Origin of the sequence: Nocardia sp. PE-7, from assembly GCF_030486425.1 — a bacterium.
Classification (GTDB): domain Bacteria; phylum Actinomycetota; class Actinomycetes; order Mycobacteriales; family Mycobacteriaceae; genus Nocardia; species Nocardia salmonicida_A.
Genome location: NZ_CP129614.1, coordinates 2,772,470 through 2,792,914, shown reverse-complemented (window position 1 = coordinate 2,792,914; position 20,445 = coordinate 2,772,470). Strand labels below are relative to the sequence as shown.

The 20,445-nt window shown below is 67.8% G+C and carries 19 protein-coding genes; 10 read left to right on the top strand and 9 right to left on the bottom strand.

Annotated features, from left to right (window positions below; genetic code table 11):
- Positions 1-3 precede the first annotated feature (3 nt).
- Positions 4-1,167, bottom strand: a complete 1,164-nt coding sequence (locus tag QX204_RS13045) for an acyl-CoA dehydrogenase family protein (RefSeq protein ID WP_301906998.1) — start codon at positions 1,165-1,167, stop codon at positions 4-6.
- A gap of 57 nt (positions 1,168-1,224) precedes the next feature.
- On the opposite strand from QX204_RS13045, the gene QX204_RS13040 reads away from it, so the two are divergent.
- A complete protein-coding gene (locus QX204_RS13040) occupies positions 1,225-1,839 on the top strand; it encodes a TetR/AcrR family transcriptional regulator (protein ID WP_301906997.1) in 615 nt (204 codons plus the stop codon).
- Here the strand turns inward: QX204_RS13040 and QX204_RS13035 are convergent.
- Complete coding sequence (locus QX204_RS13035; RefSeq protein WP_301906996.1) at positions 1,836-2,420, bottom strand: QsdR family transcriptional regulator; 585 nt, start codon at positions 2,418-2,420, stop codon at positions 1,836-1,838. The genes QX204_RS13040 and QX204_RS13035 overlap by 4 nt on opposite strands.
- Before the next feature lie 74 nt (positions 2,421-2,494).
- Entirely contained in the window at positions 2,495-3,325 is an 831-nt protein-coding gene (locus QX204_RS13030; protein WP_301906994.1) for an SAM-dependent methyltransferase, read from the bottom strand.
- 176 nt (positions 3,326-3,501) lie between these two features.
- On the opposite strand from QX204_RS13030, the gene QX204_RS13025 reads away from it, so the two are divergent.
- Genes QX204_RS13025 through QX204_RS13015 form a run of 3 tightly spaced genes read left to right on the top strand, consistent with a single transcriptional unit; the run spans position 3,502 to position 7,738 of the window.
- On the top strand, positions 3,502-4,929 hold the full coding sequence (locus QX204_RS13025) for an MFS transporter (RefSeq protein ID WP_301906993.1): 1,428 nt from the start codon (positions 3,502-3,504) through the stop codon (positions 4,927-4,929).
- A gap of 44 nt (positions 4,930-4,973) precedes the next feature.
- Positions 4,974-6,542, top strand: a complete 1,569-nt coding sequence (locus QX204_RS13020; protein ID WP_301906992.1) for a serine/threonine-protein kinase — start codon at positions 4,974-4,976, stop codon at positions 6,540-6,542.
- Positions 6,518-7,738 carry a DUF7373 family lipoprotein gene (locus tag QX204_RS13015; RefSeq protein ID WP_301906991.1) on the top strand — a complete coding sequence of 407 codons (1,221 nt, stop codon included), beginning with the start codon at positions 6,518-6,520 and terminating at the stop codon, positions 7,736-7,738. Before QX204_RS13020 ends, QX204_RS13015 begins: the two co-directional genes overlap by 25 nt.
- 1 nt (position 7,739) lies before the next feature.
- On the opposite strand, the gene QX204_RS13010 is transcribed toward QX204_RS13015, so the two are convergent.
- The gene (locus QX204_RS13010) at positions 7,740-8,231 is read right to left on the bottom strand and encodes a glutathione peroxidase (protein ID WP_063054995.1); all 492 of its coding nucleotides are present in this window, start codon (positions 8,229-8,231) and stop codon (positions 7,740-7,742) included.
- A 180-nt stretch (positions 8,232-8,411) separates the two neighbouring features.
- On the opposite strand from QX204_RS13010, the gene QX204_RS13005 reads away from it, so the two are divergent.
- Both QX204_RS13005 and QX204_RS13000 read left to right on the top strand, forming a co-directional pair.
- The gene (locus QX204_RS13005) at positions 8,412-9,893 is read left to right on the top strand and encodes an FAD-dependent oxidoreductase (RefSeq protein WP_301906989.1); all 1,482 of its coding nucleotides are present in this window, start codon (positions 8,412-8,414) and stop codon (positions 9,891-9,893) included.
- A gap of 145 nt (positions 9,894-10,038) precedes the next feature.
- Entirely contained in the window at positions 10,039-11,628 is a 1,590-nt protein-coding gene (locus QX204_RS13000; RefSeq protein WP_301906988.1) for a GMC family oxidoreductase, read from the top strand.
- 45 nt (positions 11,629-11,673) lie between these two features.
- Here the strand turns inward: QX204_RS13000 and QX204_RS12995 are convergent, their stop codons facing one another.
- The gene (locus QX204_RS12995) at positions 11,674-12,018 is read right to left on the bottom strand and encodes a DoxX family protein (RefSeq protein WP_301906987.1); all 345 of its coding nucleotides are present in this window, start codon (positions 12,016-12,018) and stop codon (positions 11,674-11,676) included.
- 121 nt (positions 12,019-12,139) lie between these two features.
- Between QX204_RS12995 and QX204_RS12990 the strand changes: the two genes are divergently transcribed.
- Positions 12,140-13,018, top strand: coding sequence for a sigma-70 family RNA polymerase sigma factor (locus QX204_RS12990; RefSeq protein ID WP_301906986.1), 879 nt, complete (start codon positions 12,140-12,142; stop codon positions 13,016-13,018).
- A gap of 75 nt (positions 13,019-13,093) precedes the next feature.
- Here QX204_RS12990 and QX204_RS12985 read toward each other — a convergent pair whose 3' ends face one another.
- Positions 13,094-13,570: an HAD-IIIC family phosphatase gene (locus QX204_RS12985; protein ID WP_301906985.1), complete on the bottom strand. Its 477-nt coding sequence runs from the start codon at positions 13,568-13,570 to the stop codon at positions 13,094-13,096.
- A gap of 182 nt (positions 13,571-13,752) precedes the next feature.
- Between QX204_RS12985 and QX204_RS12980 the strand changes: the two genes are divergently transcribed.
- The gene (locus QX204_RS12980) at positions 13,753-14,979 is read left to right on the top strand and encodes a PucR family transcriptional regulator (RefSeq protein ID WP_056817464.1); all 1,227 of its coding nucleotides are present in this window, start codon (positions 13,753-13,755) and stop codon (positions 14,977-14,979) included.
- 69 nt (positions 14,980-15,048) lie between these two features.
- Here the strand turns inward: QX204_RS12980 and QX204_RS12975 are convergent, their stop codons facing one another.
- The 3 genes from QX204_RS12975 to QX204_RS12965 form a co-directional block, all read right to left on the bottom strand.
- A complete protein-coding gene (locus QX204_RS12975; RefSeq protein WP_301906984.1) occupies positions 15,049-16,230 on the bottom strand; it encodes an esterase/lipase family protein in 1,182 nt (393 codons plus the stop codon).
- A 281-nt stretch (positions 16,231-16,511) separates the two neighbouring features.
- Positions 16,512-17,876, bottom strand: a complete 1,365-nt coding sequence (locus QX204_RS12970) for a lipase family protein (protein ID WP_301906983.1) — start codon at positions 17,874-17,876, stop codon at positions 16,512-16,514.
- A 253-nt stretch (positions 17,877-18,129) separates the two neighbouring features.
- Positions 18,130-19,281, bottom strand: coding sequence for a lipase family protein (locus tag QX204_RS12965; protein ID WP_301907988.1), 1,152 nt, complete (start codon positions 19,279-19,281; stop codon positions 18,130-18,132).
- A gap of 343 nt (positions 19,282-19,624) precedes the next feature.
- Between QX204_RS12965 and QX204_RS12960 the strand changes: the two genes are divergently transcribed.
- Positions 19,625-19,876 (top strand): hypothetical protein, encoded by a 252-nt coding sequence (locus tag QX204_RS12960; RefSeq protein ID WP_056817475.1) that lies wholly within the window; start codon positions 19,625-19,627, stop codon positions 19,874-19,876.
- 81 nt (positions 19,877-19,957) lie between these two features.
- Positions 19,958-20,440, top strand: coding sequence for a DUF2599 domain-containing protein (locus QX204_RS12955; protein ID WP_301906982.1), 483 nt, complete (start codon positions 19,958-19,960; stop codon positions 20,438-20,440).
- The last annotated feature ends 5 nt before the right edge of the window (positions 20,441-20,445 follow it).

Sequence of the window (20,445 nt, the reverse complement as noted above, 5' to 3'; positions counted from 1 at the left end):
TACTCACAGTCCGAGGATGGTCGAGGCGATGATGGTGCGCTGCACTTCGTTCGATCCTCCGTAGATGGAGGTCTTGCGGTAGTTGAGGTATCCGGCGATGGTGCGGCGCGCCCAGTCGTCGGTCTCGCCCACCCGGGCCACGGCGGCGGGGCCCGCGATGTCGACGAGCAGTTCGGTGACGGCCTGCTGCAGTTCGGTGCCTCGCAGTTTGAGAATCGAGGACACGGGGTTCGGGGCGCCGCCGCGCGAACTCGCCGCGACCCTCAGCTGCACCAGCTCCAGTGCCAGCAGCTCGTTGTCGAGGTCGGCGATCCGGGCAGCGAAGGCGGCGTCGTCGAGGAGCGAGCCGGCGCCGAGCCTGGTCTGGGCGGCGTATTCCTTCGCCAACTCCAGGCGAACCTTGGTCTGCCCGACCGCGGCGATGCCGGTGCGTTCGTTGCCGAGCAGGAATTTCGCGTAGGTCCAGCCCTGGTTCTCCTGGCCGACCAGCTGATCGGCCGGGACGCGCACGTTCTCCAGGAACACCTCGTTGACCTCGAAGCCACCGTCGATCAGCTCGATCGGCCGCACCGTCACCCCGGGGGTGTCCATGGCGAACAGCAGCATCGAGATGCCCGCCTGCTTCTTCGGCGCGGTGGGGTCGGTGCGGACCAGGCAGAACATCCAGTCCGCGCTCTGGGCGGCGGTGGTCCAGGTCTTCTGCCCGTTGACCACGTAGTCGTCGCCGTCGCGCACCGCGACGGTGCGCAGCGAGGCCAGGTCGGATCCGGCGTCGGGCTCGGAGAAGCCCTGGCACCACCAGATGTCGAGATTCGCCGTCGCGGGCAGGAATCGCTGCTTGAGCTCGGGCGAGCCGAACTCGGCGAGGACCGGGCCGATCATGTTGGCGTTGAAGGTGAGCGGCTCCGGCACCGAGGCGAGCTGCATTTCGTGATGCCAGATGTGGTGCTGCACCGCCGACCAGTCCCGCCCGCCCCATTCGACCGGCCAGTTCGGCACGGCCAGTCCGGCGCTGTTGAGGATGCGCTGGGTGCAGACGTAGTCGTTCTTGCTCAGCTCGTGCATGTCCCGGTTGCGCCGACGGATGTCTGCGGGGATCTCGCGGTCGAAGAAGGCACGCAGCTCGTCGCGGAAGGCGAGCTCGTCCTCGGTGAAGGCCAGTTGCATGGTCCAGTATGTTACATAGAGTTCCTTGTGTATCAAATGGAGGCTGAGATCCGGCACATGAGCACTTCCTTCGCGACGGCCCGATCCGGCACCCGTCACAGCACCCAGCGCGGTCGACTCGTCACGGCCGCGCGGACGAGCTTCACCGCGCACGGCTATCACGGCACCACGATGGACACCGTGAGCGCGGTCGCCGATGTCACCAAACCCGTTCTCTACCGGTACTTCTCGACCAAGAGCGAGCTCTATCTCGCGATGATCGCGGAATACCTGGCCGAGCTCACCGACCGGCTGAGCGAGGTCCGCGACGCGGCGAGCTCCGACTTCGACCGGGTGTGGCGCACCGTGGAGGTTCTGTTCGACCTCGTCGAGTCCGGCCCGCATTCCACCCCGACGCTGGTTTTCAATTCCGGCGCTCTCGGCGACCACACCGTCGAGGCCCGCATCGCCACGGCCCTGGCCGAATTCGTCGCCACCCTGGCCGCTCATCTTCATCCCGACGACATCGGTCGGCATCGGACCCGGCTGCTCGCCTACGGCCTCATCGGGGCCACTCTGGCGGCGGCGGAGGAATGGCACCGCGCACGGCAACCGATACCGCGGCGGTCGGCGCTGGACGCCATCGCCGGGTGGTACTGCGCGGGCGTGCGGGAGACGAGCAGCTACACCTAGGCCCGCAGCAGGGCGACCTGGACGCGGCTGAGCCGCTCCACATCACCTTGGAAACCCGCCACGGCGTCGTTGTACAGAAACGCCTCCCACAGCCGGACCAGGGCATACGCGAGAGTGGCGCGGTCGATGGGCGGACGATATCCCTGCTGCTCGGCACGTTCGAGCAGACCCTCGACGATCGAGACCGCCGCCGGGTGCACCACCCCGTCGCTGCGGGTGATCACGCGCAACGCCGCCGTGGATTCCTGATCGAAGTAGGTGCGCAGCGAACCGTCCTCGACCAGCCAGTGAATGGCGTTGTCGAGAATCTCGACGAGCCGTTCACCGCCGGTGGCGGTGCTGCGCCGTTCGGCGTAGGCGACCATCCGCTCGAGCTGGCGCGCCAGCGCCGCGCCGACCAGTCCGTCCCTGGACCCGAACCACCGGTAGATACTGGTGCGGCCGAGACCGAGTTGGGCGGCAATGGCATTCGCGTCGACCCGCTTGCCGGCCAGGAAGGCCTCGACGGCCGCGTCGAGCACAGCGTCACGGCTGGCCCCGGCCGGGCGGCCGGGCGCTCGAGTTCCTTCGGTGCGTGCCACGCCCGACAGCATAGGGCGCGCCGCGGCTGTCCGATGTCAGCCCTGCGCCGACCCGGCCCGGATCGCGCCGACGTCTAGGGTTTGCGGCCGACGCCGGCGACGATGCAGTTGCGGACGTCGGAGAGCGGGGTGAGGTGGGGGCCGTCGGACCACCAGTCGTCGCAGCGGACGAGGCCGGGTTCGACCATCTCGAGAGTGCCGAACATCGCCTGGATTTCGTCGCGGGTGCGGAAGCGCCCACTGCCCATCGGGCTGTGGATGAACTTCTCTTCCATCTTCTTGGCGAGCTCGCTGTACTCGGCGGTCTCCGGGTCGTGGAAGTGGGCGATCGCCACGAACGAACCCGAGGGCAGTGCGTCGATGTAGGTCTGCATCAGGGCGGGGCCGTCCTCGCCCAGGTAGTGGTGCAGCGTGCCGATGTGGAACAGGGCCAGCGGTCGGGTGAAGTCGAGTTCGCGGCGCACCGTGGCGTTACCGAGAACTTCCAGGGGCCGGAAGATGTCGGCTTCGGCGATGCGGGTGCGGCTGTTGCTCGCCAATAATGCCTGCGCGTGCACGAGAACCGAGGGGTCGTTGTCGACGTAGACGACCTTGGACCCGGGGTTGACCCGCTGGACCACCTGGTGGGTGTTCTCCGCGGTAGGCAGACCCGATCCGAGATCGAGGAACTGGTCGATGCCCGCCCTGGCCAGGAACCGGCAGGCACGGATGAGGAAATCACGGTTGGCCCAGGCCAGATCGTTGACCTGAGGGGCGACGGTGCGAACCTGTTCCAGCACTTGGCGATCCACGTCGTAGTTGTCTTTGCCGTTGAGCGCGGCGTCGTAGACACGCGCGATACTCGCACGGGTGGTGTCGACCCCGACCGGGACTGCGCTGGGGTAGGCGGCAGAAGAATGCGACATCGGGAGCGCCTTTCGAGCATCGGAGCCGAGCGGACGATTTCAGCCTAAGGCATCGGTTGCGTTGGCAGACAGGCTATTCCGACGCGTACCCGGCCAGGACGCGGAGCCGGGTACCCGGAGTACCCGTATCGGTGGGCTCCTATTCCTTTAGTGCCTGCCGGTCCCACGATCAGAGCATGATCCAGATGCTCAAACCGGTCCCGGCGCCCGATTCGGTGACGGGCAGGCGTTCGATCCCCGTGCTCGTCGTGATCCTCACCGGCCAGTTCATGGCGGTGCTCGACGGCTCTATCGTCAATGTCGCCATTCCGTCCATTCGCTCGGACCTCGATACCGGCGGGGCCGCGCTGCAATTGATCGTCGCCGGCTACGTGATCGCCTACGCGGTGTTGCTGATCGGTGGTGCGCGCCTTGGTGATCGGTTCACTCAGCGGCGCACCTTCATCGCGGGTCTGGTGGTGTTCACCCTGGCCTCACTCGCCTGCGGGTCGGCGTGGAACGAGCAGTCGCTCATCGTATTCCGATTCGCTCAGGGCATCGGTGCTGCCGCGATGGCGCCCCAGGTGATGACGCTGATCCAGCGCACGTTCACCGGAGCGGCACGGGCCAGAGCGCTCAGCATCTATGCGGCGATCGTCTCCGGTGGCCTGCTGGCGGGCCAGATTCTGGGAGGGTTGATCGTCGACGCGAACCTGGGCGGCACTGGCTGGCGCGGGGTGTTCCTGGTGAATGTGCCGATCGGGCTCGCCCTGCTGGTGCTCGCGCCGAGGGTGCTCCCGGTGACCGCCGCGCGTACGGATCGGACGGTCGACGGGATAGGTTTGGCGGCGCTGACGGCCACCGTGCTGTTGTCGGTCGTGCCGCTGGTGCTCGGGCGAGAGCTCGGATTTCCGTTGTGGTCGTGGCTGTGCCTCGGGGCGAGCGCGCTGGGGCTGGTCGTGTTCGTGCTGGTCGAGCGGTCGGTCGCCGGGCGTGGCCGAGATCCGCTGTTCGCGCCGCGGGCCCTCGGCGCGCCCGGTCTGCTCGCGACGGCGGCGACCCTGCTCCTGGTGATGGGGACCTTCGGTGGATGGCTGTTCGTGAGCGCCATTCACATGCAGAGCGACCTCGGTTACAGCGCACTGCGGGCGGGCATGCAGTTCTTGCCGATGGGTGCCACGTTCGCGGTGGTCGGCCTGTCCTGGCATCGGGTCCCGGCACGCCTGCACGCGAGGATGATTCTGTTCGGGCTGGTGGTGAGCGCGGCCTCGCTGGGCTGGCTGGCGTGGTTGCTGGGCGACGGTGCGGGAGTCGGATTCGCGGCGTCGATCGCGTTCGCGCTGTTCGGCCTCGGTAACGGGCTTGCCTTCAGCCCCTTGATGACACGGGCACTGGCCGCCGTGCCGGTGACCCTCGCCGCCGACGCCAGCGGCATTCTCGCCACCAGTGTGCAGCTGGGAACCGTGGTCGGGATCGCGGGCCTCGGGTCGGTGTTCTTCGAATCGGCCGGAACGAGCGCGTCGTCCGCGGCCGACGCGGTCGCGGTCGTCTATCTGATCGGCGTCGCGATCACGCTCGTCGCTGCCGCCTCGGCCGCGTTCGCCGTACGCAGGATCAGCGACTGAAGGTGCCGATCGCGTGGTCACCGGTCCTGAGCTAGCGTGACAGCATGCACGAGCTCGGGCCCGGTGACATCGTCGCCGGTTATCGCATCGAGCGGGTGCTCGGGTCGGGTGGGATGGGCAGCGTCTACGCCGCCCGACATCCGCGACTTCCGCGACTGGTGGCGGTGAAACTGCTGCACTCCTCGTTCACGGCGGATCCGGTGTTCCGTGGACGGTTCGAGCGTGAGGCCGATCTCGCGGGCCGCCTCGATCATCCCAACATCGTGGCGATTCACGATCGGGGCAGCGAGAACGGGCGTCTGTGGATCGCGATGCAGTATGTCGCGGGCGGCGATGCCGAATCAGCGCTGCGAACAGGGGCTTTGGCACCGGATCGGGCGTTGCGGATCGCGCGGGCGACGGCGGACGCGCTCGATTGCGCGCATGCGGCCGGTTTGCTGCATCGCGACGTCAAACCCGCCAATATTCTGCTGAGCGAGAGTGCGGGCGGCAGCGGTGAGCGGGTGCTGCTCACCGATTTCGGGATCGCGAAGGCCATCGATGAGGCCACCGCGCTGACCCGGACCGGGACGCTGGTGGCGACGCTGCGGTACGCGGCGCCCGAACAACTCGACGGTCGCGCCGCGGGCCCGCGCTCGGACCAGTATTCGTTGGCGTGCACGCTGTTTCACCTGCTCGCGGGGCAGCCACCGTATACCGCCACCAACGCGGGCGCGTTGGTCGGCGCGCACTTGATGCAACCGGTGCCGCGGATCAGCGCACTGGTGCCGGGTCTGACCGACGCGGTGGATGTGGTGTTCGCACGGGCGCTGGCCAAGGATCCCGATCACCGATTCGCCAGTTGCGCGCAGATGGTCGCGGCGGTGACCACGGCGCTGAGAACAGGACTCGCTCCGACGCGTCCGGTGACCGACTCCGCCGCGGTCCTCGGGTTCGACGATCGACGGCCCCAACTCACCCCGATGGGTCGATACCCTGTGGCGGAAGCCGGTGTCGCGGGCGGCCGAGTAATCGATGCGCACAATCGAGACGGAGCGGACACTCGCCGAGGGAGCGCGGTGTGGTGGGCCGTGGGCGCGATCGGGTTGGTCACGGTGCTCGCGATCGCGACGGCGGTCCTGCTGAGCCGAGGATCCGGGGGCACCGGAGCGGGGCCGACCACCACGACCGTCGCGCCGACCACCACCACGATCGATGCGTGGGCCGCGGCACGACCGACGATCGCGATGTTCCCCGACCTGTTGCCCGCGAGCCCCGACAGCGAAGGGTATCGGGGGCTGCGGTGCAGTTTCGCGACGAAGAGCCCGCAGGCCGTGTGGGACACGGGGTTCGACTGCTCCGATCGCGAGGGAGTGGCGTTGCAGGTGATGGCGCACGCCGATGCCGAGACCGTCGGGCGGTTCGTCGCGAGCTTGCCCGCCGGGGCGACCCAGCAGTTGCGGTCGAGGTACGGCAGGCCGCTGACCGTGCACAGTTTCAACGGCTCCACCGGACCATGGCTGCTGGTGCGCTTCGACGCCGCGCCGTATTCGACTGTGCTGCTCCAGGTGTACTGGAAGGGCCACACCCATCAGGAGATGATCGACCAATGGTTGAGCACCGCACCCCTGTGACCGCGCGACTGGCTCTGGGCGCCCTCGCGGTTCTGCTCGTCGGCTGCGGCACTGTCGACGGCACCGCCACGCCCGGCGAGATCGACGTCCGATCGCTCGAGGTTGGCAGCTTGACGACGGTGCCTGCCGATATCGAGATCGGCCGAAAGCCGACGGATGGGCCGATTCTGGAAGGTCTGCGGATGGCGGGCGCGGTGGTGTTCCCGCACGAGGTCGATCCGGCGTTGACCCATAACTGGGGCACCGATGTCCTCGACACTCCGCGACGGGCCTCGGACGCCTCGGCGATCTCCAATGTCAATCTCGGTGTGCTGGAACGGCATCGGATGATCGTCGGTTTCGACATCGCCGAGGGCTCCCAGGCTTTCGACAAGGCGAAACCCGCGATCGAGACCGACGCGCGGGTCACCAGGGTCGTGCTGTTGCGGTTTCCCGGCGCGAAGATCGCCGAAGAGGCGGCACGTGATCTCGAGGCGACCGATTTCGGGGTCAGCCCGGACAACCAACCGGTGCAAATCCCGGGTTACCCTGCCGCACACGCGCATTGGCGACCGGGTGTCAAAACGATCGGAGCGACCTTCGCCCACGGCGAGATCGTGGTGAGCCTGTTCCTGCAGCATCCCTCGCCGGACATCGATGCGCTCGCCAAGCGCGTCGCGGCGGTCCTCGATGCCCAGATACCCCTGCTCGACAAGTTCACTCCCACCGCGCCCGACCGGATCGCCGACCTGCCACGCGATCCCGATGATCTGTTGCGGCGCACCCTGATTCCCGGTCCGGCCAATCAGCAGATCGCCATCGCCTCGCGCGAGTTCGCGGCGTGGACGGGCCGCGCCGGCCTGCACTACCGCCCCACCGAACCCGCCGAGCTCGGTGCGGCCTGGGATCGCGGTGGAGTGGACAGCGTGGCGCATTCCTACAGCACCACGCTGTTCCGGTTCCGTGACGATGCCGCGGCCAGCGCGTTCGGCGCCACCTGGCAGGACACGCTCAGCGCGGCCGCGCACCCTGTCGCGGCGCCCGAGGGCTTGCCGCAGGCGCGGTGTGCTGAGCGCCGGGCGGCGGGCGGCGCGCCGGCCCTGACCCGCTGCTATGTGAGCTACCGCCGCTACGGCGCCTTCGTCAGTGGCGCTGAACCCGCGGGGGCTCGACGCCAAGCCGCGGCGCAGTACGCGCTGCTGGCGAACGCTCAGTAGTTCAGAGCTGGGCCTCGATCGCCTGGACGACCTCGGCGGCATCGGGGGTGGTGCGCGGGCGGAATCGGCCTGCGACCGTGCCGTCGCGACCGACGAGGAACTTCTCGAAGTTCCACTGCACATCACCGGCCGCGCCCTCGGCATCGGCCGTCTCGACCAGCGCCGAGTAGAGCGGGTGCCGCTCGTCGCCGTTGACGTCGGCCTTGGCCAGCAGTGGGAAGTCGACGCCGTAAGTGACCGAGCAGAATTCCTGGATCTCCTCGGCGCTGCCCGGCTCCTGACCCATGAACTGGTTGCTCGGGAAGCCGATCACGGTGAAACCGCGCTCGCCGTAGGTCTTCTGCAGCTCCACCAAGGCGCTGTACTGCGGGGTCAGGCCGCACTTGGAGGCCACGTTGACCAGCAGCACCGCCCGCTCGCCCGCCAGCTCGCCCAGTGTGGTGTCCTCGCCCGCCAGGGTCTGCACCGCAATGTCTCGAATGTTCACGCTCATCACATCACCACCAGATCTCGTCTATGTAGGTTCGATCGCCACCGTACCGGAGCCCGAAGGGTGCGCAAGTGTCCCGCTGTGCGGGAGAATCTGTAACACGTTCTTGTTTTGTCGCGCTATTGACGGCACCATTCCAAGGACGGGCGGTGGCGCCCGCACCCCGAGCACCGGAGGAAGCCCGTGAGCAACCAGCCACATCGGATCGACACCGTCCGCCCGCTGCGCGCGAGCGAGGTGACGCACTGGGATTTCGAGGCCGATGTGGTGGTGGCCGGTTTCGGCATCGCGGGCGTGTGCGCGTCGATCGAAGCCGCGCGGGCCGGTGCGAAGGTGCTCATCCTGGAACGAACCGGCGGCTGGGGCGGCGCGGCGGCCTTGGCGGGCGGATTCGTCTACCTCGGTGGCGGCACACCGCTGCAGAAGGCGCTCGGATTCGACGACACCCCGGAGAACATGGCGGCGTTCCTCACCGCGGCGCTCGGGCCCGGCGTCGACGAGGCCAAGATCAACGACTACTGCGCGGGCAGCGTCGAGCACTACAACTGGCTCGTCGACTGTGGCGTGCCGTTCAAGGAGTCGTTCTGGGGTGAACCCGGTTGGGAGCCCCCGCACGACGAAGGACTGATGTACTCCGGCGGCGAGAACTCCGCTCCGTTTCTCGACATCGCCGAACCCGCTCCGCGCGGCCATGTTCCGGAGCTGGCAGGCAAGAAGATCGGTGAGCGCAGCGGCGGCTACATGCTGATGAAGCCGCTGGCCGACACCGTCGCAGAGCTCGACATCGACGTCGAGTACGACACCCGGATCCGTCGGCTCGTCGTCGACGACGCGGACCGGGTGGTGGGCGTACTGGCCACCACCTACGGCAAACTCGTCACCGTGAAGGCCGCGCGCGGTGTGGTGCTGGCGACCGGCAGCTTCGCCTACGACACCGAGATGATCGACCGCTACACCCCGCGTCTGAGCGGCAGGCCCGGTGCGGCCATCGAGGAACACGACGGCATCGGCATCCGGCTGGCCCAAGCGCTCGGCGCCGAACTCGCGCACATGGACGCCAGCGAGGTGGCCATCTTCGGCGATCCGCAGATGATGGCGCGCGGCATCCTCGTCAACGGACGCGGTCAGCGCTATGTCACCGAGGACACCTACCCCGGCCGGATCGGTCAGGCGACACTGTTGCAGAACGACAACCAGGCGTTCCTGATCATCGACGAGACCTCGCTCGAGGAGGCGCTCGCGACCGAGAGCGCCACCCCGTTCTTCCGCTTCCAGCCGAAGTGGGTCGCCGAGACGGTCGCCGAACTCGAGGCCGAGATGGGGCTGCCCGCACAGACATTGCAGACCACCGTCGCCACCTACAACCAGCACGCCGAGCACGGCACCGATCCGGTGCTGGGCAAGAAGCCCGAATGGGTGCGCCCGATCACGGGGGCGCTCGCCTGCTTCGATCTGCGCGGGCTCACCGCCGGGTTCACCCTCGGCGGGCTGCGCACCGACCTGGATTCGCGGGTGCTGCACGTGAGCGGTGAGCCGATCGAGGGCCTGTTCGCGGCGGGTCGCTGTACCTCGGGACTGTGCTCCTACGGCTACGTCAGCGGGGCCTCGCTCGGCGACGGCAGCTTCTACGGCCGGCGCGCGGGCAAAGCCGCCGCGGCGGGCTGAACCACGCACGACCCACCGTCGGCCTTCTGTCAGTACTCTGCTTGCAGCGTCACGCCAGACGACGAGTCCGGCTGGGCTCGCGGTCTTTTCACGCCCGTGAGCAGGCGCGCCGAACGACAGACGCAGTGCAGATCGGAGTTGGACAGTGCAAGCAGGTGGGACGTCCGCGGATTACGTGATCGTCGGCTCCGGATCCGCGGGGGCGGTGCTCGCGAATCGGCTCAGTGCCGACCCGAGCACCACGGTCGTTCTGTTGGAGGCCGGCCCGGCCGACGACGACAAGTTCGCCCATATTCCGGCCGCGTTCTCGAAGCTGTTTCGTAGCGAGCGCGATTGGGACTATCTGACCGAGCCGCAGGCCGAGCTCGGCGACCGCCAGATCTACTGGCCGCGCGGCAAGACCTTCGGCGGCTCGTCATCGATGAACGCGATGATGTGGGTGCGTGGTTTCCGCGCCGACTACGAGGAATGGGGGCTACTGGCGGGCGAGAAGTGGAACTTCGCCGCCGCGGTGGAACAGTTCCGCAAGATCGAGAACGTCCAGGACGCGCAGTTCCCCGACGAAGGTTCCAAGGGACCCCAGTACGTGCAACGCCAGCGCAGCCCGCGCGCGTCGACGCACGCGTTCCTCGAGGCCGCGCGCCAGGCGGGCCACGACCTGGAATCGGCGAATCGGCCCGCGCCCGAGGGCTTTACCCAGACCATGGTGACCCAGCGTGACGGCAGGCGCTGGAGCACCGCCGACGGGTACCTGCACCCTGCGATGAAGCGGCCGAACCTGACCGTACTGGCCGAGTCGCTGGCCACCCGCGTGCTGTTCGAGGGCACCAAGGCCACCGGCGTGGAGTACCGCAACGGCGAGCAGACCCTCACCGTGACCGCGAATCGTGAAGTCATCCTGTGCGGTGGCGCGGTGAACAGTCCTCAGCTGCTGCAGCTTTCGGGCATCGGCGATCAGGACGAGCTGAAGGAACACGGCATCGAGCTGGTCGCCCACTCCCCCGAGGTCGGCGCGAACCTGCAGGACCACCTCATCTCGGCGCTGGGCTACAGCGTGGAATCGGACTCGCTGTTCACCGCGGAGAAGCTCCTCGAACTGGTCAACTACCTGGTCCGCCACCGCGGCATGCTCACCTCCAATGTCGGTGAGGCCTACGGTTTCGTGCGCAGCGAACCCGACCTCGAGCACCCCGATCTGGAGCTGATCTACGCACCGGCGCCGTTCTACCACGAGGGTCTGGTCGAGCCCACCGAACACGGTGTGGTGCTCGGCGCGATCCTGCTTCGCCCGCGCAGCCGCGGCAAGATCAGCCTGGCCTCGGCTGATCCGACCGCCAAGCCGGTGATCGATCCGCGGTATCTGTCCGATCCCGACGGTGCCGACCGGGCCGCGCTGACCACCGGACTTCGGGTGTGTGCCGGACTCGCCGGGCAGCCCGCGCTCAAGAGCACGCTCGGCGCGCTGATCTACCCGCCCGAGGCACCCGAGGATCTCGAGGCCACCATCGCGCTGACCATCGAACAGTTCTCGCACACCCTCTACCACCCGGTCGGCACCTGCCGGATGGGCACCGACGCCGCCAGCGTCGTCACCCCGGAGCTGAAGGTCCGCGGCGTCGAGGGGCTGCGCGTCGCCGACGCCTCGGTGATGCCGCTGATCATCCGCGGCCACACCAACGCCCCCGCCATCTTCATCGGCGAACAGGCTGCCGATTTCATCCTGGCCGAAGCCTGACCCAGGTAGTGGTGGCGCGCCCGCGACGGCGCGCCACCACGTGCCTCATGCCACCGCGAGGCCCAGCGAAGCGGCCGCGAGCAGCAGATACGGCAGCGGGTAGCCAAGATCCGAGTACCGGCGTGAGCGTGCGACCGTGAATTCGGCGGCGACGAAATACAGCACGAGCCCGGCCGCGGCAGCCACCGCCAGCGGCCGATAGGCCAGGCCGGCGAGCAGAGCGAGCCCACCCACCGCCTTGATCAGGGCCAGCGGCGTGAGCGTCCACGCGGCGATGCCGTAGTGGCGCATGTTCTCGCGGACCCAGTCGGCACGAACGACGTCGATCAGCGCGGCTGCCAAAGCAGCCACCGCGGCGAGCACGGTGACGACAACATAGGTGGTGTGCATCGAATCAGGTCCTCCGTTTTCAAGGGTGTCGGCCGCCTCTGCCATCGTGGAGACAGCCGCCGTGATCGGACAGCGAGTGCCGTCCATTCGATAGACGACCGGCGTGAGCGAAAGGTGACCGATGCGCGCGGACCGGACTCGAGCATCGGCGGGCGCATTCGAACAACGGCGCGATCGCCTGCGTGGTGTCGCCTTCCGGATGCTGGGGTCAGGGGCCGAAGCCGAGGACGCGGTCCAGGAGGCATGGTTGCGGTGGGCCGGGACCGAGACCGAGATCGCCGATCTCGACGGCTGGCTCACCACGGTGGTGTCGCGGATCTGTCTCGACACGCTGCGCACCCGTGCTCGCCGGGCCGAGGTCGCGGCACCGGACGCGCCCGCGCGGGCGGCGACCGGCGCGGGCATCGATCCCGAGGCCGAAGCGCTGCTGGCCGATTCCGTCGGACGGGCGCTGCTGGTGGTTCTCGACGCGCTCGGGCCCGAGGAACGGGTCGCCTTCGTGTTGCACGATCTGTTCGCCGTGCCGTTCGCCGAAATCGCGCCGATGCTCGGACGCACGCCCGCCACCACCAAGAAGCTCGCCAGTCGCGCGCGACTGCGGGTGCACGCGCCCGCCCGGATCGAGCCGATCGAACTGCTCGCGCATCAGGCCGCGGTGACGGCGTTCGTGCGGGCTGCGCGCGGGGGCGATCTCGGTGGACTACTGGCGGTGCTCGCGCCGGATGTGGTGCGCACCGCCGATCCGGCGGCGCTCTCGCCCGGGATGGCCGTCGTCGTGCGCGGGGCCAGGGCTGTGGCGGAGGGCGCCCTCGCACTGCGCCGCCGGTCACGCGAAGCGGTGCTGGTCCTCGTCGACGGCAGGCCCGGTCTGGTGGTGACGGGTGCGGGCGGCCCGGTGTTCGCGGTGACGTTCTCGGTGCGCGACGGGCAGATCGCGGCTTACGACGTGGTGGCGTCCCCGCACCGTGTGGCCGCGCTCACGCTCTCGCTGCTGCCGTGATCAGGGCGCCGCTGACCGGATCCCGGCCATTGTGGCAGTCGATGCAATGATGCGGCTGGTGCGGGTTCGCCCCGGTCAGAAGGCAGGAACGCGGGCGAATCCCAACGGCGGGGTCGGTACGGGGCCGGATCGCAGTTCGTGCCGGAAATCGGGCAGCAGCGGAAGCATGTCGACATTGCGGGCGGCATAGCAACGCACCATCGGCAGTGCGCGCGAGACCTCGGCCCGCTCGACCGGCTCGGCATCCACGAACGCGAGCGCGTCGAGGCCGAGTCCGAGAGTTCCCGCGATCCGGACGATCGAGGCGGACTTGCGACCCCAGCCGACCTCGACCGCCGAGAACATCTCGTACAGACCGTGGCGGTAGAGCGTGCGCAGGGTTCTGGCCCGGTCGCCGCGCGCGGCGACAGCGTGCAGCACACCGCGCTCGCTCAGTTTCGTCAGCGTGCGCAGTGCCGGTGGGCGCGGCGTGGTGCCGGTCTCGTCGTGGACGACACCCTCCCACAGGGTCTCGTCCAGTTCCCAGACCAGACAACGGACGGCAGGTCGCATGGCGCTGAACTCTACAACCACTGATAGCTAAGAACCAGACTTGTGACCCGTCACTACGCCGACCTCCAGTGGTGGGCCCCATACCCAGAACCTGACAATCCATTCCGGTTTCGTTTGTAGTTCGTTAGGGTGAGGTTCGCTGGACAGCGGGGGGTACAGCCGAAACTGGCGAAGGGAAATAGATGTCCGTCCACAATCCACCCCGACCGTCGTTGACCGTCTCGGGCAGGCCCATGTCGTTGCCACTCAAGGACGTTCGCGCGCTGTCGCGTCAGATGGTCGGCCATTTCGTCGCCAATGTCGCACCGTGCGGCACGCTACCCGGTGACGCCATCTCCGGTGATGTGACCACGATCACCCGGATCTGCCTGGAATTCGCCGTCGGCATGCTCGATGGGCGCGATGTCCCGAGTCAGCTGCAACGTCTGCAGGATGCCGCCAGCGCGTGGGCCCGCGAGGGCGTGCCGATCGACACGATCCACCACTCGATTGCCGAGGGCTTCAAAATGGGCCTCGACCTGGTGGTATCGAGTGCCTCCGGGAAGGACTTCGACAGTCTTGTCGGCGGCGTCAAGGTCGTGATGGAACTGCTCGACACGATCACCGCCCAGATCTCGATGGCCTATGTTCGTGAGCTCCGGGGGGTGGTCAGCGAACACCACACCGCCGTGCACACCCTCACCTCGGCGCTGCTCGGCGGCCACAGCACCTCGACGATGGCCCGCGAATGCGGCATCACGATCGCCGAGACCTACGCGGTCTTCGCCCTGGCGATCCCCCAGCACCGCGAGGAAGCCAATCCGGCACTGGATTCGAAGGTCGTCGCCCGCCGCAAGCTGCGCCGGGTGCAGGCCGAACTGGCCAAGCGTTGCGGCGACTCGGCATTGTCGCTGCTCAGCGTCGATGGCGGGACCGTGCTCATCCCGGCCGAGACCTTCGACCGCGAGGGTCTGACCGCCCTGGTCGCCCAGCTCTCCCAGGCCGCGCAGGTCGGCATCACCGCCGCGATGGTCGAAACGACCACCACCGGGGTCCCCGATGCCGCCGACCAGGCCCACGAACTGCTGGACATGGTGCAGCGACTCGAGGTGACCTCGGGTCTGTACCGCTTCGACGAACTCGCCCTGGAATACCAGCTGACCCGCCCCGGCCCCGGCCGCGAATTCCTCGGCTCGCTGCTGGATCCGCTGGACCAGTACCCCGAGTTGCTCGAGACTCTGCAGCGCCACATCGCCAACAATCTCAACCGCCAGCGCACCGCTCGCGTACTGCATGTGCACACCAATACGGTCGACTACCGGCTCAAGCGGATCGGCCAGCTCACCGGGTTCGATCCCACCCAGCCTTCGGGGCTGTGGTACCTGCGCTCGGCACTCGTCGCACGCAGCTACCGTTCCGTGCCTGCCTGATCTCGAACACGACGAAGGCGCTGTCCACACGATGTGGACAGCGCCTTCGTCGTTGTCAGTTCGGGCGGGTCAGATCGAACCGCCGCCACCGACGAGCCACGGATTGAACGCGCAGGTCAACTGCGGGTTCTGCACCGGGTCGAGCGCGCGAAGCGCGATCGACAGGGCACGCGGGGAGTACATCATCGTCAAGTGATCGGAGATGTCCTGCTCGCAGCCGTCCTGCAGGGTGATGTTGGTGACGTGCGCCCCCGGGCCCGCCTTCAGGAAGGTCAGCTCGTAGGGGTTGGTGACCTCGTCGTACCGGGTGCCGACCACGGTGTAATCGACGCCGGCGACAGTGTCACCCCCCGCGTTGAGTTTGTTGACGAAATCCGAGCCGATGGTCTGCTGGATACCCGCGTGCCCGACGAAGATCTCGATCGGGCCGAGGATGTCGATACCCAGGTTGTTGATCATGCGACCCAGCGCGCCGATGCCGTCGAGGCTGGTGCCGTGATGCGTGGCGCCGAAGGTGATCAGCTTGTTCACCTTGGCCGCACCGCCCTCGAACTTGGTGTAGTAGTTCGCCATCGACCCACCCTGCGAGTGGGCGACGATGTCGACCTCGTCGGTGCCGGTGGCCGCGAGGACACGGTCGACGAACGCGGCGGTCTGCTTGGCCGAATCCTCGATGTAGCCGGTGCCCATCACACCGGGCAGGAACGAACCGAGGCCGCCACCCTCCATGATGTTGGAGCGACCGTAGTTGAACGTGAACGTGCAGTAGCCTGCGTCCTTGATCGGCTGACCCATGTAGGCGTAACCGTTGTAGGCGTTCATCCAGGTGCCGTGCAGCAGCACGACCGGGCGGGGGTGCGCGGCGGTCGGCTTGCAGTTCCAGTCGTTCGTCCCGGGCGCGGCGGCATCGGGGTTGTTGAGTCCGTAGGCGAACGCGGCGAGGAACGCCGTCGACTCCGGTCCGTACGCGCCGGGATCGGAGGAGTAGCCGCCCGAGGAACCCGAGCTGGAACCCGAACCGCCGTAGCAGTCACCGGACCCGTTACCGGACCCGGCACCACTGCCGGAGGTGCACGCCGAACCGGATCCGGCGACCTGACGGCCTTCCGAGACGATGTTGGCGAGATCCTGCTCGGTCGGCGCCGCGGCAGGAGCCGCGCTCGCCCCCGGCCCGGTGAAAACCATGGAGAGGGCGCCGACTCCGGCGAAGACCGCCGTGTGCAGCGTGCGCCTGCGACTGGGAGATTTCATGTGTTGACTTATCTTCCTGTGCGATTCGAATATTCGTCGCCCATTTCCTGCCGGGAGAACGAATGGCTTGTCGAAACCGCCCAAAACATAAGCCGCGGAATTCCTTACGAGACGACAGTCACGTCCGGTCTGGGCAGGTCACCACGCCTTCTCGAAAACTGCCATGACGAGGCACAGGAAAATGTTCAGCTCCCCGGAATCCCACGAAATCGAGCCGCAGATGCCCGCTGTGTCCGACCATCACGTTCGGCGAAAAGCTCTGTGAAGTATCCTATCGCCGTTCAGCATTCGCTGCGCGCGGCGACCCCGAGGAGTCGTTCGTCGAGCCACACCATCGCTTCCGGATACCCGGTCACCGCACCGATGATGTGTTCACCGAGCACACCCCGGTACACCGCGTTCGCACCGAGTTCGCACTGCTCGGTGTAGAGATTGTGCGCGCCCTCCGCGGGGATCCAGAATTCTTGGTCTCCGTTGTAGATATAGAGCGGAGTAGCCGACCGAAGACCTTGCATCCGGGTGATCTCGTAGATATCGGTGGCCAGTTCCGACCGCAGCGGGTCGGCGATATTGGCGCCGACATCGATCGGCAGGTGCAGAATCCCTGGCACCGCGAACACGCTCGCACACGTATCTTTCATGAACGAGGTCGTGACCCACCGCCCGAGATTGTTCATCGCGGCGAGGATTTCGGGACGCTCGCGGCCGATCGCGAAGGTCGCGGCCATAAATATTCCGGATGCGAGGTTGGCATTCATACTGCGCGAGAGGATTTCGAAGTCGGCCGGTACGCCGCCCAGTGCCGCGCCGACGATCACGTCGGCCAGTTCCGGTGCGTAGGAGTCGATCAGCTTGGCCGCACCGTGGGTGGCGATCGCGCCGCCGGAGTAACCGGTCATCGCGAAGCGGCTCCGGTCGTAGGTCATCGGGTCGATACCGCGCACCGCTCGGATCGAGTCGAGCACCGCATGCCCGGCGACATACGGTTCGGCATAGGCCATCCACGGGCCCTCGTGGTCGGGCACCAGGACCGCGTACCCGCGCAGGACCGCCAGCTGGGTGGTCGGCGGAAGGAATTCCGTTGCACTCGACTGCGATGTCAGACCGTGCGTCAGTGAGTATCCCGGGGTGCACTTGCGCCCGAGCGCGTCGATCGGAAGATTGTTCACCAGCACGGGGCGGTCCCCCGGCCCGGTCCACTCGGTGGCGGGCACGATCAGGGTCGCGGTGGCGTAGGACGGCCTGCCCAGCGCGTCTTCGGTGCGGAACTTCAGCAGCGTCGCCGAGCGGATGGGCACCACGGTCAACCAGGCCGCGGTCGCGGTGATGTCGCGGGATTCGATCAGATCACCGGGCGACAACTCCTCCAGCCCCACAGGCCACTGGTCGAAGATCGGATCACCCACCGCCGAGGGCAGCACCGCCGCGTGCAGCGCCGCGAGTTCGGCGGCCGGATCGGCGGCGTTCGGCTGAATCGGCGAGGGCAGCACCTGGTCGATCCAGCGTTGTAGATCAGGCAGGAAACCGGGTGTGCCCACCTGTGGCACCGGAAATTCCTGGGTCGGCGGCGGATCCGCGGCCGCGGTGCCTGCCGCGAGCGAAGAGAGCAGCAGCATCGAACCGACAAGTACTCGAACAGATCTCATGGCACACACGCCTTCGGGTGGCAACGGATTCGTCGATGACGTGCCACCATGCGGTGCTTCGACCCCCGCCGAAACTCCCCCACCGCGCCGTCGTCAGAGCAATTACGCTACGTGCAGGCGCTCCCCGACCTCGGCGTTGTGCCCGAGTCGTGTGCGCAATGCCGCTGTATCGCAACAAGAATCGACCCGACGCACCACGAATCGGTCCGGATCCGCTTCGGGGCGCGCGGATCCGGACCGATCGAAACCGGACTCAGCAGGTGCTGGGCGCCGGTTCCCCCTGCAGCCGGGCATCGAGCCAACTCAGCGCGGAAGGCAGTCCGAGCACAGCTGCGGTCAGGTGGTCCGGGGTCGGTGTCTGCTGGCTGACGACCTTGGTCCCCGCCGCACACCACCGATGCGTCGTCGAGGTGATCGCATCGACCGGGATGAGTCCGTCGATCGGCGAATGCCATTCGAAGACAGGCATTGTCGGCGCACCGGGATAGAGCTCGAGGCTGTTCTCCTCCACCACGGCGCGCGCTTGGGGATCGCCCACCAGCGAGGTGGTGGCCGCGAAGTCCAGGATGCCGCGCCCCGCGCCCGCGCCGAGAATGTCGTTGGTGCAGGCGTCGCGGATCGACGCGCGGGCCGCCAGGCCACTGGCATTCATCTGATCGCTGATCGGAAACCGTTGCGGGTATTCACGTTCCAGGCCGATCCCCGCCGCCAGCGCGAGCCCGAACACCGGATGCGAACCGAAGCCGAGTCCCTCGAGCATCGACACCAGGTTCATCGGCACCCCGCCCATCGCCGCCCCCGCGATCTCCAACTCGGGTGCGTACTCGGGCTGCAGTGCCGCCGCCCACGCCGTCGCCATGCCGCCGCCGGAGTACCCGGCCATCGCCACCCGGCTGCCGCCGACGCGCAGCTGCTCGACCTGGCGCACCGCCCGGATGCCGTCGAGGGTCACCTGGCCACCCAATTTCGCCGCGCCATACGCGAAATTGGGCCCGAGGTGGTCGGGCACGGCCATCGTCCAGCCACGCTCGAGCGCGTAGTTCCAGGCCACCGCCTCGCGCACCATCAGGTCCGGATCGTCGGTGTAGAGAACTTTGGAGACCGAGCACCGCGTGCCGAGCCCGTTGATGATGTGCTGATAGGACAGCACGGGGGCATCGGTGCGGTGATTGTTCGGCTGCAGCACCGTGGTCGTCGCGGCGATCGGGTCGCCGGCGGAGTTGGTGGAGCGGAATTGGACCAGGGTGATCGTGGTGTCGGGAAACATCGCCAGCGGCGGCATCGGCCGCACACCGAGCACGTCTCCGGGCTGGTGCTCGTCGAGGTCGGCAGGCTGGCTGTAGAAGGGGTCGGGGTCGGCAGTCGGGTACAGGGGTGTGGTGTGGCCCGCGGCGGCGGAGGCCATGGTGAGCACCGCCGCCGCCAGGCAGACCGATAGTGTCCTGCGTAGCCGAGCGCGTCCCCAGATCATGCGGCTGTCCCTCCCGTGTCGCTGCTGTCGAAAGCGATCCTCGCCGGTACCGTGGCTCCCCGTCGACGGGTCGCCGCGAACATCGGCGGAGCTCACAACCTGCTTGCCACCTGGTTGTGACCGGAGGGCAGCGCCCGACATATGGGGGGCGCACCGCCGCGGCGACCGGTGGATTGTGAGATCTCCAAGCGAAATCGGAACGTGTTCCTCTCGATGGTGCAGGCCCTACCGTCGAGTAGGAAGGCGCTCACCAGTGCCGGGGCGAAAGGAGCACGCCATGATTCCCACCGACGAGAACATCGCCGCCACCCTCCACCGCATCGACCCGAACGAGATACCGACCCGGCGGATCACGGTGTACTTCGACGGCCCGACTCCCGAGCAGGCACTGGTCCTCGAATACGCCGCGACCCAGGCCGAGGCGTGGGAGTTCACTTCGGCGGCCGCGCACTCCGGTCTGCAGGTCACCGTCGACGGCCAGGTCGCCCCCGGATTGCGCCGGCTGCCCTGCCGATCCCTGTGGCACTGACGATCGCGACACCACCGCACCGACCGCATTAGGCTGTCCGGGGCGGGCGCTATCGGCCCGCAATGGACAGAAAGGGCGTTCGTGACACGGTGGCAGCTCCCGCTCGTACTCACCGCGGTGGCCGTGCTCACCGGTTGCGGCTCGGCCGACACCGCACAGGTCGCGATCCCGACCAGCACCGCCGCTCCGACAACGACCACCAAACGGGTGCCGGCCACCATCGCACCGCCCACCACGACGGTTGACCCCTATGCCGGCCTTCCACTCATCGATCACGTGAGCTGGACCGAGAACGTCGACGGCCCCCGCCTGCTGGTCGTCCCCACCCAGGCGGGCCGCAGAACAGCCGCTCCCGGCACCGACGAACTGGCCTGGCAAGAAGTGCGCGCTCTCGACGCCGATGCCGACGCGCCCGGCATGCGCGACCAGTTCCTGTGCCACTGGGTGTGGGCGAGGATGGTCGCGCCCGACAAACCGAGCTGGAATCTCGAGCCGTGGCGCCCCGACGTCGGCTATCAGGCTACGGTGGCGGCGAACTGCAATCCCGGAGGTCCCGAACGCTGATAGGA